Source organism: Spirosoma flavus (assembly GCF_054778555.1).
This window is the reverse complement of the sequence record NZ_BAAGZL010000002.1, coordinates 1,719,365-1,735,246: the sequence shown is the minus strand read 5'-3', so window position 1 is coordinate 1,735,246 and position 15,882 is coordinate 1,719,365. Positions and strand designations below refer to the sequence as shown.

The window sequence follows — 15,882 nt, the reverse complement described above, 5'->3', positions numbered from 1 at the left end:
CTGCTGCGACCACATGCGGCGTATCTACTCATCATTCTTAGTTTATTGCTGTTGCCTGTAATGACTCCAATTAGCCTAGCACAGATAATTAGCACCGTAGCAGGCAACGGCAGCGAAAACGTCACGGCCACCTCTGCTCAGTTGAATTCTCCTATGAGCGTGGCGATGGATGGGAGTGGTAATCTCTATATCGCGGACTATGAAAACCACCGCATTCGTAAGGTGGGTCTGTCGGGAGTCATAACCACCGTGGCGGGTAATGGCACACCGGGCTATAGCGGGGATGGGGGAACGGCTATCGAAGCTCAGTTAGGTAACCCTATTAGTGTAGCGGTGGACGGGGGAGGCAATCTCTATATTGCTTCTAACAACCGCATTCGTAAAGTAAACACAGCAGGTGTAATCACTACTGTGGCTGGTAATGGCACATCTGGCTATAGTGGGGATGGGGGGATGGCTACTTCCGCTCAGTTAAGTGCCCCTTGGGGCGTAGCGGTGGATGGGAGTGGCAACCTATACGTCGCTGATCAATCTAATTTCCGCATTCGTAAAGTAAATGCAGCAGGTGTAATCACCACCGTGGCGGGTAATGGCTCCTATGGTTACAGTGGAGACGGAGGACTGGCTACCTCCGCCCAACTGCGTATCCCTACGGGCGTAGCGGTAGATGGAGGAGGGAATCTTTATATCGCCGATCCGTTTAGCGCCTGTATCCGCAAGGTGAATACGGGGGGGGAGATCACTACCGTAGCCCTTGTAGGTGAACCGATTGGTGTAGCGGTGGATGGAGGAGGAAATCTCTATATTGCGGACAGAGATAATCACCGCATTCGCAAGGTGAGTACGTCGGGGGAGGTCACCACCGTGGCCGGTAGTGGCTGTGTTAGTTTTTTTTGCGGGGCTTATGGTGGGGATGGAGGACCAGCTACCTCTGCCCGGTTGAATTATCCTCATGGTGTAGCGGTGGATGGGGGAGGGAATCTCTATATCGCTGATCGAAATAACCAGGTCATACGCAAGGTAAATACGGCAGGTATAATTACCACCATGGCTGGCAATGGTACTGCTGGCTATAATGGGGATAAAGGGCCGGCTACCTCCGCTTATTTGAGTCACCCGTATGGCGTGGCAGTGAGTGGCAGTGGTGATCTTTACATCGCTGATACATATAACAGTCGCATTCGCAAAGTGAATCAAGCAGGTGTAATCACTACCATTGCCGGCACAGGTAGTGGACCGGATACTGGTGACTATAGTGGGGATGGAGGTCAGGCAATCTATGCGCAGTTGCATTTTCCTACGGGCGTAGCGGTAGGAGGAGATAGCATATACATCGCTGATTTGATTAACCAGCGCATCCGAAAGGTGAACACGTCAGGTGTAATCGCAACCGTGGCGGGTGATGGCACTCTAGGCTATGGTGGAGAGGGGGGACAGGCTATCGACGCTCCGTTGAATTTTCCTACGAGTGTGGCGTTGAGTAGGAGTGGGGATTTTTACATTGCCGATCAATCTAACAACCGCATACTCAAGGTAAACACATCAGGTTTAATCAGCACCGTGGCCGGTATTCCTAATACTTATGGTAATAGTGGGGATGGTGGGCCGGCCACCTCAGCTAAGTTGTATCACCCTTCAGGCGTAGTGGTAGATGGCAGTGGGAACCTCTTCATTGCTGATGAGTTTAACCACCGCATCCGAAAGGTGAGCCCGGAGGGAGTCATCACTACTGTGGCTGGTAATGGCACTAAAGGCTATAATGGGGACGGAGTTCTAGCCACCTCCGCCCAATTGGGGTCACCTTCGGGTGTAGCAGTGGATGGAGATGGCAATCTCTATATTGCGGAAAATTATAACCACCGCATCCGCAAGGTAAGCACAGCTGGTATTATTACCACCGTGGCCGGTAATGGCACTCAGGGTTATAGTGGCGATGGCGGCCAGCCTATCTCTGCCCAGTTAAATTATCCTACGGGCGTAGCAGTGGATGGAGAGGGCAATCTCTACATCGCCGATCAGGGTAACGATCGTATCCGAAAGGTAATCCTCCCCAGATTAGGTATTAGTATTAATTATCCTTATATCTGCTCGGGTGCTAGTTTTAGGCCAACGGCCATGACTGCTAACTTTACTCCCAATTCTTATAGCTGGAGCAGTCAGCCTGCGGGTTTTTCGGCGACTGGAGCAACCCCGACCTTGTTTGCTCCCACGGTAAGTGTGCAAACAACCTATACCATCACTGTCACGGCCAGCGATGGGACTAATACCCTAACCGCTAGCGCCCAAGTATTTGTCCGTCCTTTAGGCACGATCGCCCTGTCGGCCAGTGGTACGCTCACTTGCTCCCAGACCAGTGTTACCTTAGTGGCTGGGCAGGGGGGAGGCTATTCGTATCAGTTCCAGTTTGCAGGTCCAGGTATTGTTAATGTATCAGGTAATCAGGCAGTGGTAAACGTAGGGGGCGTCTATTCAGTAAATGCATACACATCGTCCCCCTTTGACTGCCCTCTCAGCCAGACTATTACAGTTGAGACGAACACCATTTCCCCAACCGCTACGCTGGCGTCCAGTGGTACATTAACCTGCGCCCGCACTAGCGTTACCCTCACAGCCGGTGGGGGTAGTACGTATCTATTCAGCGGTCCAGGTGTGGTGAGTCAATCAGGCAATGCCGCCCTTGTTAATGCAGCCGGTACGTATTCAGTGACCGTTACGGCGGCCAATGGCTGCACGGCTAGCCAATCCATCACTGTTTTCTCGGATACAGCGGCTCCAACGGCCACCCTGGCTGCCAGTGGTACCATAACCTGTACCCAGAACCGTGTCATACTCACTGCCGGTGGGGGTAGTACGTACTTCTTCGCCGGACCGGGTGTAATAGGTACGTTAGGGAATACAGCCCTCGTCGATCAGCCAGGTACCTACACCGTCACCGTCCCAGCCGCTAATGGGTGTACTGCAGTGGCTACGACTACGGTTATCGCTAACACGGTTGCCCCATCAGCTACCATGGCGGCTAGTGGCACTATAACTTGTTCCCAAACCAGTGCTACCCTCACAGCTGGAGGAGGTACGAGTTATCAGTTTAGCGGACCGGAAATCGTAAGTCAGTCAGGGAACATTGCTGTGGTGAATGTAGGTGGTGCGTATTCAGTGACGGCTACGGGCACCAATGGCTGCACGGCCAGTATCTCAACGACGGTGCAATCCAATACAATATCCCCCATAGCTACCCTAGCTGCTAGCGGTACATTAACCTGCTCCCAAACCAACATTACATTAACAGCTGGGGGAGGTAGTACCTATCAATTTAGCGGCCCAGGGTTGGTGAGTCAATCGGGCAATCAGGCTGTAGTTAGTCAGGCGGGCATTTATTCAGTGACGGTGACTAGTTCTAACGGCTGTATAGCTAGTCAATCTATTACCATTCAAGCGAACACCACTGGGCTATTAGTTACGGTTAAGGTTGGAAACTGGAATGATCCCACTACTTGGTCCTGTGGCCGTATCCCGGTGATAACTGATGTAGTGACGCTCAATCATGCGGTAAGCTTGCCAACTACCTATCAGGGACAAGCCTTGCGGGTGATCTACGGTGCAACAGGAAGCTTGGTGTTTGGTAACAGTAGTCGGTTAAGGCTAGGAGGAAATTAATGTCGTTCTATGACAGAGTAGCAAAGCCGAGTCTTCTGATTCGGCTTTGTTCATTTATATAGGGAGGCTGTCTCCCCAAACTATTACATGTGTGATGAGACAGTAAGGCGTTTATAAACGACCCCGACCCTCTCATTTGGAAGTTGATGTCCCCTGGTGGCTGACTAGGCATTAATTTAAACACTGGGAAATGTTCTAATGCATGAGTTATAGTCTTGTCCATCCGTTCATTACCCTTAGTAGAACTAGCGGACGGACAGATAAGTGACTGGGTATTGAGAGTGAGTTATAGGCTTTCCACTACAGAAACATCTACTAATCCTGTACCTAATTAAGCTCCTTCGGGTTTCTTTCGTTATGGAAACAGCAGTAGTACTAGGGGCCTCCAGCACAAGTAAAAGTAGCCATTTATTACTCGAATAACGGTGGGTTTCTGCTGTGCTGGAGATTTTACAATCACAAAGTATTACCCTTAACAATGTTAACGTGTTGGCTGTAAAGATGACGGAATACCCCCTAATAGTAACTATAGCATACCCAGTAATCTGCTCATTCCCCAGCCCATGAAAGGCCATATTCAGTAGGGTTAATTGACGATCCCCGTTGGCCGTCCACCTGAACTATTAAGGGTGTGTGAACAGACAGACACTTGATAACAATGGGTCTCTTAATTACTGCTAAATCGCAAACTAGCTCCTCCACTAAATTTCACTCGGCCATTAGCCTTATATTTTACTTTTCCGATACGAACCTGTTTGTTGGATGGTATTGTAACTAAATGGCCAATTGTAACGGTTGACATACTTTCAGGAATACAACCACATGACCAAGTAGTTGTTGAATCCCAATCCCCATTTTGAATTGATTCAATCAAGCCTGGCAAACGTACCGTGGTTTGCGTATCGAATACTACTGGAGTCGCTTCTTCATTTCCAACACTATCAACAGCAATCGTATAAAATCGGTACGTTGAATCTGGTTGCCCTGTAAAGGTTATACTGGATAGCATCGTGTTTTGGGCCGCCAGTTTATAGGCACCATTATTTGTGGCTACATAAAGATTATATAGTCGAACACCTGCCCCTTCATCATGTCCACTCCACTGCACAGTAAAGGTGGAACTTTGGATCGAGGTTGGCAATGTTGCAACCTGACTGACAGGTGTTATTTTATCTACTACATTATTCCAAGAGGGAGTTTTTATAGCTGCGTTATAGTCGAAAATAATAGCCGCACGGTTGGTGATCGTTGTATTGTGTGGCAAACTACTTTTGGTTAATATACTGAAAAATACGCTACCTTCTCCTTCCGGAGCCTGGCGATTTGGAGGGAGAAAACCTAGTATAGGGTCGGTTGTCCACTCCATTGTTTGTGGATCAAGGGCTGTGTAAGTGGCTTTAAGAATTCCCGTTATGCTATTAAACTTTGCTTCCATGCGTAGGATCAAATTCTTGGTAGGCCGCAAGTCCCAATCACGCAAATAGTATTTTCGGCCAGGTGGAGCGTAAAAATTCGTATCAGCTACGTTGAAATGACCAAACTGAAAGGTGGATAAATCAAACTTTGTTTGATCAAGGGTATCTAACACTTCAACGTATTGAGCTGCGGCCGAAGCTGACGCATAATTTTCGAAGCGAATAGTGTAGTTTAGGGTATTTTCGGCTGCAACGTAACGCGCTTTCCCTGCACCAGCTGGGCCAAGTTTATCATTAGGGTCTTGTGAACTCACACCAGGTATACGAGCTTCTGCAGGATGTTTTTCATCTGGTTCGAAACAATTGTCGTATATTTTCCCTGCATTGCTCAAGCCACTGCCCCACCCCAAAAAATCGCTTATTATCTCCGCCACCTTTCCATATGTTTCAGCTTTACGGGTAAGAAGTTTCCCCGAACACGACCAAATGGCTCCGGCCGTCGAGCCATAAATATCAAACGCATCTTTGTCCCCACACTTTTTCTTAAAAATGTCATAAACGCCTTGTGCACATCCCGTAATCTCACCAACAACAGGTATTAGACCAAGCAGATCAAAAGCACCGCCTATCAATCCCTCTTGACATTGCTCCGTTCTGGATTTGGGCCGGCAGGGATCGTTTGGATCATAACCCATTAGCGGCTGACTCGAATATGCCTGTACTATAACCGGATTATCAGTTGCAGTGCGAATAACAACAGGAAGTTCCGCTGTTTCCCCACCACCCAGCCGGGGAATCCCTATCCAACTAGCCCAACCGTTGAAGGGTTTTCCACCTAGCATCGAAATTGGAATTCGATTTAACGTATCGGTACGAACAAAACTCGAATCTATATGTACGTCAATTGGTAATTTTACAGAAACATCGTTTTGAAAAACTAAATAAACGGGCACCAATTCGGCGTCTTCTTCCCCTTCATTCGTAATAGCTATAGGAAGTGCAGTGGGGGCTCCTCTACGAATTGCTCTGGGGGAGATAATTCGTACGCGAATTTTGGGTGGTGTAGCCTGATTTATCCTAAATCCATTTGCTACAATAGTGCGTTCGCCTGAGGGCGTAGTAATCTCTATATTCCAATCGCCAACTGCTTTACCACGTAGGTTGATACGTGCCTCAACTTGAAAGGATTCCGGGTACTTAACAGCAGAGTCAGGCACTGATATAGGAACCTCACCGACACGGGTTAATCTGACCTTTGTGCCGTAACCTAGTTTATAACCATAAAAGTTGGTAGTTGTAGCTCCTCCATTGCTTCCCTGCTTCGGAAAATAGGAGAGCTCATCGTTGAAAAAGCCAGCGGGAAAGCGAACCTGCATCAATTTCTGATCGCTATCAATAGCCGCATTATAGTAAATCTTTTTAGGCAGAAAGAAGAGTCGCTGGCCAGCGAAGATCATCTTACTCGCGGTAAACCGATCTCGAATGATACAGTTTCTGGCATATTTATCGTACTGCAAATCATAGTACGATAGACCGATCGTGCCTGTGCCGCAGGGAGCATTGGCATTGAAACTGGTAAATAAATATTGAGCGTTAACGACGGACGTAAAAATGCTCTCTTGATTCCCCCAGGCCCGGACCACCTGGCCAGTAACCATATCAATGGCAAAGTTACGCAGCCGCCCCCCTTGTGTGTTGGTAAATGAACCCACTCGGGAAACGGCTGCGGAGAAGATAATATGGCGATCCGATACCTCAATATTAGTAATTGGTTGATCCGGATCCGGGTTCCAGTTCGTTAATTGACCGGTGAACCGATTCACGCAAGCCAAATACTTACGGGCAACACCATTTACGGTTGTGAAACCTCCGCATAGATAAATCAGATCCCCTACTATTTTAAAGTCGTTGATTTGATTTGAATTTACCGTTAGCGAAAAGGATTGCACATTCCCCTTTAGGGAGATTGCGGCCAAGGCCTGCCGATAGGTTGTATTTATTTTATCAAATTGTCCAGCGACGTAGACCACTGAATCAATGGGAATTAATTTATTAACCAGATTCGTCAATAACTCTTGCCGAACTGAACCCACATAATTAAACGAGTAAAATTGCATGGGCTTTTTCAGAAGCGTATCGCCACGTTGTATTGAATGGGCAGAAAGTCCCCACAGGTTGGCTAGCTGACCACCGATCCAGACAGTGTCACCTTGAAAAGCAGCCGCTCGAATGATAGCTCTATTTTCCGTAGTTAGATCGCTATCAACGGGTAGGTAGTCAAACGTACGATGAACCAACTCACCGGAAACCGGATTAAGTAGGGCGGCTTTATTGCGAGATTGTGTTTTATAATACACCCCATTAGTGCCTAACGACAAAATGCTATTTTCCGAAATTCGATAAAAGCCAGGGAGCCCTTCAGAGGGCTTGGGATGCCAGGTTGACAACGTGTTCGTGCTAATCGTAATAGCTGCAACCAGTTTTTGGGAAATGGTATTGTTGATCTTATCAAAATTTCCCTGTACATATACCGTATTAGCTGTACAGGCGATATTAAAGGCATTCGTGGCGCATTGGGTGCAGGTGGTACGCCTGAACGAATAGGCAGAAGATGACCAGTTTGGGTTATCCTGCCCAGTATTGATATCTAGGGAGCGAATAATAAAACTACCGTCATAAGGTGGATTAGACGTAGGAAAGAATATATACTGAGCATTTGCACAGAATATGCTTGCATTCACAAATGCCTGCCAAATAGGGGCTGTGGCCGTGAGGGTGTCAAAAGCGGCAATTCCTCGATACCCGTTTAAAGTAGTGCCAATCAACATTTTTCCATTACTAGCTACCATATTCTGACTTCCTCCCCAGCTTTGCGTTGAGTTATTTTGAAAACTACCCCAATTTTTGAGCGTGTTGGTCGTCAAATCAATAGCCAGCACACTACGCTCAATAGCTGTGCCATTAAAGCCTGTTATGGTACCTGCCAAGTACAGGCTGTTACCATACACCAGGCAATTGGTTAAATAGTTATCAGATAGACTTGTCTTGACAATCGGTATGGGGATTTGTTCGCCCGTTGTGGCGTTAAAGGCCAGCAGTGCGGTTGCTGGACCACTGAAAAAACTTAGATAGCCTGTAACAAAGATTGTATTTCGCCAGCGTGCGATCTTTCGAATACTGCTCCGCTGCCAATCTACACTAGTACTTCGAATCCGGAAGTTGGGATCAATTCTCTTATCAGCTCGAATGTGAATCAGGCCCGTATAGGAATAAGTCACACTATCGTATTCATTGATGGAGGTAAATGTTGACCCTGCGATATACCATCCATTGGCACCATCCTCAACGGCATCGACTACATTTTCATAAATGCGAGGAAAGTCCTTATCAGGTGTATCATTGGTTTGAGTTAATAAAGCTGCTGCTCCGGCGTTAATACCCCATTGCCCAAATTCACCAACAACAAAAAGGCCATATCGATCACTGTAAGCCATATCGCTAACATTACCTAATGGAGTGTAGGTAACTCGATCAACTGTCTGTGCTAAGCAAAATGTGTTACCAGCTATAAACGAGAGCAGTATAAACAAAAAAGGTGGAGTGATCGCATTTGGTCGGACAAAGCTAGAACAGGTTTTCAAACGACATGTCACTAAGTAAATAAGTAAAAGGAATCGCATAGAGCCAAAAAAGTCATAAAGAGTGGGAAGTTAGTTAGAATAAATAAGGGGTGAGTTATGTCTTGACCAACTGCCGTTTTCCCTTAACCAATACTGGATTTCGCTCAACGAACCAGTCTTTATTCATACAATGAACCATCATAGCGCACCTAATCCTTGAGCTTTTGTCCGTATATTATCCCCTATACTTCTGAACTATTACATGCGTGATGAGACAGTAGATCGTTTATGACGACTCCCTACTCCAGATTTTGCAGTTGACGTCCCCCCCGGGGGTCGAATAGAAACAATTTCTCCTCCCACCTGAAAATCTGCCTTTCGCTCCGAATAAATCTAGCAATAAATCGTGCTGGACCACTACGGCTTTTCGTAGCATTTTCTTCACTTAGCCTACAAGCCCCGTAGGCTCATTCTGCCTGTTTTCTGCTCTATTCGTTTCATGCGCCACCCGCAGATAACAGCTTCTCTATTGCCCTTTTGTTTCACTTAACCAACTCGTTTCATGCAAACCAAAATCCGTAGCCCTTGATGGGCTCAGCTACTGCTTTGACTATCAGCCAACCTCGTTCATTTCAATCAATTCTCAAACCAGTTAAATCAATCACAATCATGCAAACCTCCATGCTTTATTTGCCATCGCCAGAACTCGACACGAACCCGGTTCTGGAAACCTCGTCTGAAAACGCCTTCATCCTGGCTAACACCTTGCCGACTTCGCTTCATGAGATCCGCGAACAGCACATCATTCCCGTCTATAGCAAGGACAACGAGCCCCTGATTTCTCACGCTGACTTTATCGAAGCAGCCTATCAGACCGTGTTTAATTACTTCCCTCAGGAGGCCATTTTACAACCTTCCGTGCGCGTTTCTCACCCCATTAAAGGCAGAATACCATCAGCCCGTAATAAGGCCGCTAAGGACCTCGCAGAGTGGGAGAAAACCCTCTACTACGAACGGGCTGCTTTTGCCATCGAAGTGCCAACTATCCAAGAACAAGTTGGAGATAACACGCTGTCTCTGACCATTGGCGGGGTGAAGGCTTACAACTTAGATAGCCTGCATAACCGCAAAGGATCTGACGAGCATTTCAAAATCTTCATTGGGTTTCAGAACAAGGTATGTACGAATCTGTGTATATGGACCGATGGCTTTATGGCTGATGTTCGCGTAAAGTCAGTAGGACAGTTAGTCGAAGCCATACAGCGACTGATTCAGCAGTATCGAGCCAGCCAGCACCTACGAGCTATGCAAGAGTTGACCCGCTACTACCTGACTGAACACCAGTTTGCTCAACTCATTGGCCGGTGTCGTCTGTATCAATATCTGCCTCCTGCACAGCGCAAAGAGATTGAGCCGCTACTACTGGGTGATTCGCAGATCAACACTATCGCTCGGGATTACTACCGGGATCAATCATTCTGCCGAAGCGAAGATGGTACAATCAGCCTGTGGAACGTATATAATCTCTTTACTGGAGCCGTTAAGAGTAGTTATGTAGATACGTTTCTGGATCGAAATGTAAATACCTTTCAGTTCAGCCAATCACTACTGTCAGCTGTGCAGGATGGCCGCAGTAGCTGGTATTTGCAGTAACCTCCGATACCTAGCTTCATTCCATTCTTTGATTACAGCGCGTAGGCGTTACCTGGTTTTGCTCAATCGGCGATCCAGTGACGACCTACGCGTTTTTGTTTTTCACCTTTAAAACAACGTAGTCTCATGTTCAAATCAATCATTTCTTTCGCAATACTTACTGGATTTGTTTTAGTTCAGCATGTTTCAATCGCTCAAAAAGGTCATTTTGGCTTCAACGCCGGTGTCACCTTCGATGAAGGACGAACACCCTTAGCCGCTTCAGCAGAATACTTTATTTCCGATGCTGTTAGCGTGGGGCTTCAGGGCTACTATTCCTGGCAGACGACTAGTGATTACTACACCTTTAGTGGCCAAACCTACGGTTATTCCAGTAAGTACACTTCGACTTTCATTGGGGTACGGGCCAACTTCCACGCGAATTATTTTCTTTCTGAAGACTACCAGCAATTTGACCCTTACATTGGCTTATCGGTGGGCAAGATTTTGGTCAGTGGCAAAGAGGAGAGCAATTTCGGCTCTGGTCCGTCAGTTACTCAGGGAGATCGAAGCTATGACGGGGTAACACTGTACGTACCAATCGGTTTTCGCTACCTGATTACCGACCATATTGGAGCCTTTGTGGAGTATAACATCGGCTTAGCCAACACAACGTCGGATGTGAAAAAGAATGGCAAGCTTGATCAGTTCTACGAGAAGCGGCAGTACGGCTTTGGCGTGGGAGTTTCACTAAGATTCTAGTGAAGGTAAAGGGATATACCGTCGGTAGTCAGTTATCGGCGGTATTTACACTTTTTCTTGAGTTAAAATCCTACAGTTTGTACCTGAATTTTAGTGAATTCCAAAACTAACTGCCGTACAAGTACAAAGTTGGAAATCAGGTGATTAATGCGTAAATTCACATTATGGTAAAATTAGACAACTTACGTACTATTGAACAGTACAACCACCTTTCCGAGAAGCAGCTTCTCCGACTGGTGTATGCAGCATTACTCTTGCTGATTCAACTAGGCTATCAGATTCTTGCATCAGTCATGGCTAACTTAGAATTATCAACTACCAAACAAAGCCCAGAGGTAAAGCAGAAGCTGGCCAATACCGAATTAGATCCTGAACCACTAGCTGCCATTCAGCGAAGGATCGAAGAAACGCAGCAGGAGTTGGAGGAAGATTTACAGAGTGGTGTTTATAACGCTGGGGTGTGATACGGAATAGAGTCTTGAATTCCAAAATCGTAAAGAAAACAGCTACGCTATATAGTTGTAGCTGTTTTCTAAAAGACTGTCATTTGCTTTGAATATTTAGCCGCTCCATAAGATCGTACTGGCTAATTTATGCACACCGAATGCATTGTCAACAACCTAGTATTATCTCTAAATCAATGAGGAGCTTCTTGGCCAATCCACTGTCCTATTAATAACCAGACTTCATAACAAACAATCCATTCCGCAATCCAGGGAATTGTTATCTCTGCTAGGCGGGTACGATGTGTCCAATTGTGATCCTTAGGAAAATGCAAACAGAGGCTTTGATCTGAATGCATATGAATAGAACTGTTTGGTTTTATAGTTGGGCTAATGATGTATACCCAAGGTGCTACCCCGGCTACATATTCCAATCTTATCTTGTAACGACCACACAATTCATGGGGCTGAATCCAGCCTTCAGCAATGAGTTTTCCGTTTTCGACACGACACCGAAATGTCTTCCCGTAAGCTTGATTTAGAAAATGTATTTGATAAAAACTCACCGAAGTACGTTGACGTATTTTGCCCGCTGGGTATCGTTGACCGCCGTAGAACCGGTGTGGCTGGTTTTGAATAGAAGTCGGATTGGTAGTTAACTTAACATCGGGTGTAGTATAGAGCGATGTACCTGTTATTAATCCGCTTAATGTTTCAACTTTGTGAGACTTTATACTCCATTCGTGTTGCTCGGCTAGAATATGCTTTATTCGTTTGCTTCCAAATAATTTCTGCAAGCGTTCATCGCGAGTATATTGATCATTTGTTGAAATGATGGTGCGCCAGGCAAGTTGGATGTCAGATACGAACTTAATAAACTCCGAAAACAACTTTGGATTCTTCTCCCATTTATCACCGAAATTCTCGTCGCGATTTGCCGGGTTAGGTACTTCAAAAGGAATAAGCTCGCCTCGTTCATTATGCCTAATGCGGGTTAAGGTGTATTCAGCCCAGCTGTCAATTATATCAGAAATTGATAACTGCTTTTGATAAGCGTAACCAGCTAATGTAGTTAATACAATACTTGATGTGGCAAAATCAGGTTTATCGTAAAAATAAACGTCACGTATCCTCTTTAAGATTTGTACTGCTCGCTTCAAGGGAGGTTTTAATGCATAAGGTACCGGGTCAGGTAATTTCTGAGCAGCCTTAAGCATCATACGTTGTTCATAAGAGTCCTTAAGCAATTTCCATTCTAGTTGAGGAACCCAAGCTTGCTGTTCAAACCAGTTCGCATAGCCAATAGGATTACTGGGTGTCCAGTCTTTTAATTGTCGATCTGGTACGATAAGTCGTTGACTGTCGGCTTCCTCCTCTTGACATCCGACAAGGATATCCATATAAAAATCATCGGCGTATATAAGGCGAATACAACGGTTCATACGCTCGACCATAGTCTTATATGTTTCGTGTTCGCGTAGTCTACGCTCTAACTCATCAAGAACCTCAATAGCTTCATGAAGTTTGCCGGTTATAAAATCCAAATGGCAAACAAAGTCAAGATCGAATTCGCTTTTCTGGTAAGGCTTAACTGTAGTATCAATCCGCATAGATCCCTGAGGATAAATATCAATTAAGACATTTTTGAAGAAAGGTAAATCACTTTCAAGCCATTGGCTGACTGCCTTATAACTAGTTTCAACACGTTGACGCCGGGTCGGGTCTAACTGCAAGCTTTCTGCAATACGGTTTAACGTATCATCAAGCTGGCTAATCTGGTACTGTCTGGGTTGTTCTGATGTTGGTGCCATAATACTATTCCGTGAAGATTTTGGTGGTGCTGTTGATTAGTAGCTTAGCATGTTCTCCAATGGCGAACGGTTTCCTTTTCAGCCGAGAATCATAACCTAAACGTTGAATTAACTCCTCCGTTACCCACACATAATCTGAGCTTACTTGTTGTTGCATTAAGCGTAGAGCTATTTCCTGGGTTGGAGTAGGTTGCAACTCATATACCTCATGGTAGAGCAGTTCATGGCATTGATAGAACTGAGTATAATGAAACGTCGGCACTGAATAGAGATAGCGTACATCAAGAGTTGCAAACTCATTCGCTGGCAGATGGCCGGGCTTTACAAGTTCTTCTTGAAATTCACGGGTTTGGTCTACTTCTCTATGTTTTCGCTTACTATACCATTCTAAAAACTTGAACATGTTTTTGGCTGGCACTCTTACTCGAAGATCATGTCGGCTAGCATCATCAATTGGGATGCATTTATCATCCTGCACACCCAAGCTCTCCAGTGCATCTAGGGCGGGAGTATACCATTTTCGTACACCCCCAACCGGTTGGAACTGATCAATACGTTTTCCACGAATAAGAAGATATTGATCGTCCAGTTTGATACGGTACAGATACGCAATCGATACCCGATACATGTCTTTACTACTGGCTAATTTGCTGGCTACCCATAATTTGCGCAGTTGGCGCGGGGGTATGTTTTGTTCGGTGAATTTTGTCAGCCAGTTTGCTGTAAAGCTGACGGCCAAATCCTTACCAATTGATTCGAGAATCATAGTCGTTTTTCGTTTAATTTAACATATACGTCTTCTCATGTAGATGACGATAATCTCAGAAAACGACGAAGTAGCAGGAGAAGTGGAGTTCGAATCAATAGATAGAGGTAAGCTGTAATAATTGAAAATAATAGTACACTATCTATTACCTTTGCAACGCCAATCTCTGGCAACTTTCTGGAACGTCGAGGGCAGATTAATCCCTTCAAGCGGTTTTCTGTTCGCTTTGAACGTTTCGGTGGAAAAGTGCTCCACAGGTTTCCTAGGCCAGCGTGGGAGCACTTTTTATTTTATTTTGTTAATCTGACTTATCCCATTGCGTTTAAATTGAAGGCGTACTTGTAATCGATCCTCCCGTGTTGTCCTGCATTCTCAATCCAGGCACGTTCCTTATGACTGAGTTCAACAATGTCGCTGATGCAGGTTGAGCTAAACTGCTTGACAACTTCGTCAAGGACGGATAACTCATCGTTACTAAATAGTTCTTTGTTGAAAATTACATCGTCTCCGAGGCAATATTGCTCGCCAATTTTATCCCCAGATTCTTCATAGCGAACCTTGTAAAGGTTTTTCTTAACTCCATGCGCGTACAAGGCATCATAGTTGTTAGGAACAGGGCCAAATTGAATAGCTCGGTAGGTGGCTCCTGAAATTGATGTTTGATGACGTTTAAAACATAGGAAATCAGCATAAAACATCAGCTTATTCATCTTCGTTTTATAGGGCTTTACTTGTTCAGCAAAGTACATGGCCATATAAACGAATTTCTCCAAATTAGGTCGCCGATAGCCGGTATACTGACTGGGCCATAAACTACCAAAGAGATATTCCGTTACCCAAGTTGATGGTTTTTCACGCTTATCTTCAAAGACTAATTGATCAATTTTGGTCAGTAATTTAGTTTGTTCCCGCTCCTCCAGAACTCTACTTATGCAAACCAACTTCCTAAACTCGTCAGGATCGTTAGCTAACTGAATTAATCTGGCATTAGCATCCGATGGAATTTCGCCTGCTTCGTACTGCCGATAACTATTAATACCTAAACCTAAAATTTCGGCCATTTTGCTAGCTGATAATCCATATTTAGTTCTAATGGTGGAAATCTCGTCCGGAAAGGGAATATTATGGCTAGCTCTGTATTGATTCAGTACCTGATTGAGGTTTTTTAGGTCTAGCGCTTCATCGGTAAATTCTACATCATTTTCCGCATCAGCATAATAATGATAGATGATGTCGAATGATTCGCGACGAAAGGATCGTATTTCGGGCCGGGTTCGTAAAACCATCGGGGAACCTGTAAGTGGGCTGTTCATACGAGTAGGTTTCTTTTTAATGGATAAATTAGGGGCTTAGGAGCCCATTGAAATGCTCGGCAGAATACAGGAGCTTTTGCAATACCTTCTGATAACTCAATGGAGATTTCTCCTTCAACGGTTGATTTGCCAAAAACTAGAGAAGGATACTGAGAGAAAGTAGAGCATATCTTCGGGCCCTCTGTAAAGTCCTCAGGAGCTAGATTCTGAATTATAACAGCGCGTTTATAGATCAGAATTAGCTTTTCAAAATGATCTTCATTTGGCTCAGTGTTATTACCTAAATAAGCCAGACCATATTGATCTGCTTTTACTTTAACTCGGCTAAGAAACTGAGCTACTGCTGTATAAGTTAACATACAATCATTATGGGTTGGTTGTATGTATCAAATTAACGGCATGTAGTCTGGAATAACAAGTTTTTTGGTAATTTTCAACTTTAAAGTGTTTTTTTCTTCTATTATAT

At 45.1% G+C, this 15,882-nt stretch carries 9 protein-coding genes; 4 read left to right on the top strand and 5 right to left on the bottom strand.

Annotated elements, in window-relative coordinates; genetic code table 11:
- The first annotated feature begins 60 nt into the window (after positions 1 to 60).
- A complete protein-coding gene (locus tag ACYVF1_RS16005; RefSeq protein WP_461080471.1) occupies positions 61 to 3,654 on the top strand; it encodes an NHL domain-containing protein in 3,594 nt (1,197 codons plus the stop codon).
- Between the two features lie 667 nt (positions 3,655 to 4,321).
- On the opposite strand, the gene ACYVF1_RS16000 is transcribed toward ACYVF1_RS16005, so the two are convergent.
- Positions 4,322 to 8,563, bottom strand: a complete 4,242-nt coding sequence (locus ACYVF1_RS16000; protein ID WP_461080469.1) for a DUF7619 domain-containing protein — start codon at positions 8,561 to 8,563, stop codon at positions 4,322 to 4,324.
- A gap of 795 nt (positions 8,564 to 9,358) precedes the next feature.
- On the opposite strand from ACYVF1_RS16000, the gene ACYVF1_RS15995 reads away from it, so the two are divergent.
- The 3 genes from ACYVF1_RS15995 (at position 9,359) to ACYVF1_RS15985 (ending at position 11,547) form a co-directional block, all read left to right on the top strand.
- Complete coding sequence (locus ACYVF1_RS15995) at positions 9,359 to 10,342, top strand: DUF3871 family protein (RefSeq protein WP_461080467.1); 984 nt, start codon at positions 9,359 to 9,361, stop codon at positions 10,340 to 10,342.
- Positions 10,343 to 10,468: 126 nt separating this feature from the next.
- A complete protein-coding gene (locus tag ACYVF1_RS15990; protein ID WP_461080465.1) occupies positions 10,469 to 11,083 on the top strand; it encodes an outer membrane beta-barrel protein in 615 nt (204 codons plus the stop codon).
- Between the two features lie 164 nt (positions 11,084 to 11,247).
- Positions 11,248 to 11,547, top strand: a complete 300-nt coding sequence (locus tag ACYVF1_RS15985) for a hypothetical protein (protein WP_461080463.1) — start codon at positions 11,248 to 11,250, stop codon at positions 11,545 to 11,547.
- Positions 11,548 to 11,720: 173 nt separating this feature from the next.
- Here ACYVF1_RS15985 and ACYVF1_RS15980 read toward each other — a convergent pair whose 3' ends face one another.
- The 4 genes from ACYVF1_RS15980 to ACYVF1_RS15965 all read right to left on the bottom strand — a co-directional run bounded on the left by ACYVF1_RS15980 (position 11,721) and on the right by ACYVF1_RS15965 (position 15,775).
- Positions 11,721 to 13,337 carry a nucleotidyltransferase domain-containing protein gene (locus tag ACYVF1_RS15980; protein ID WP_461080461.1) on the bottom strand — a complete coding sequence of 539 codons (1,617 nt, stop codon included), beginning with the start codon at positions 13,335 to 13,337 and terminating at the stop codon, positions 11,721 to 11,723.
- A gap of 4 nt (positions 13,338 to 13,341) precedes the next feature.
- A complete protein-coding gene (locus tag ACYVF1_RS15975) occupies positions 13,342 to 14,103 on the bottom strand; it encodes an SMODS-associated NUDIX domain-containing protein (RefSeq protein ID WP_461080459.1) in 762 nt (253 codons plus the stop codon).
- Positions 14,104 to 14,411: 308 nt separating this feature from the next.
- Positions 14,412 to 15,416, bottom strand: a complete 1,005-nt coding sequence (locus ACYVF1_RS15970; protein ID WP_461080457.1) for a type II toxin-antitoxin system antitoxin SocA domain-containing protein — start codon at positions 15,414 to 15,416, stop codon at positions 14,412 to 14,414.
- Positions 15,413 to 15,775: a hypothetical protein gene (locus tag ACYVF1_RS15965; RefSeq protein WP_461080455.1), complete on the bottom strand. Its 363-nt coding sequence runs from the start codon at positions 15,773 to 15,775 to the stop codon at positions 15,413 to 15,415. The genes ACYVF1_RS15970 and ACYVF1_RS15965 overlap by 4 nt, the downstream gene beginning before the upstream one ends.
- Positions 15,776 to 15,882: the final 107 nt, after the last annotated feature.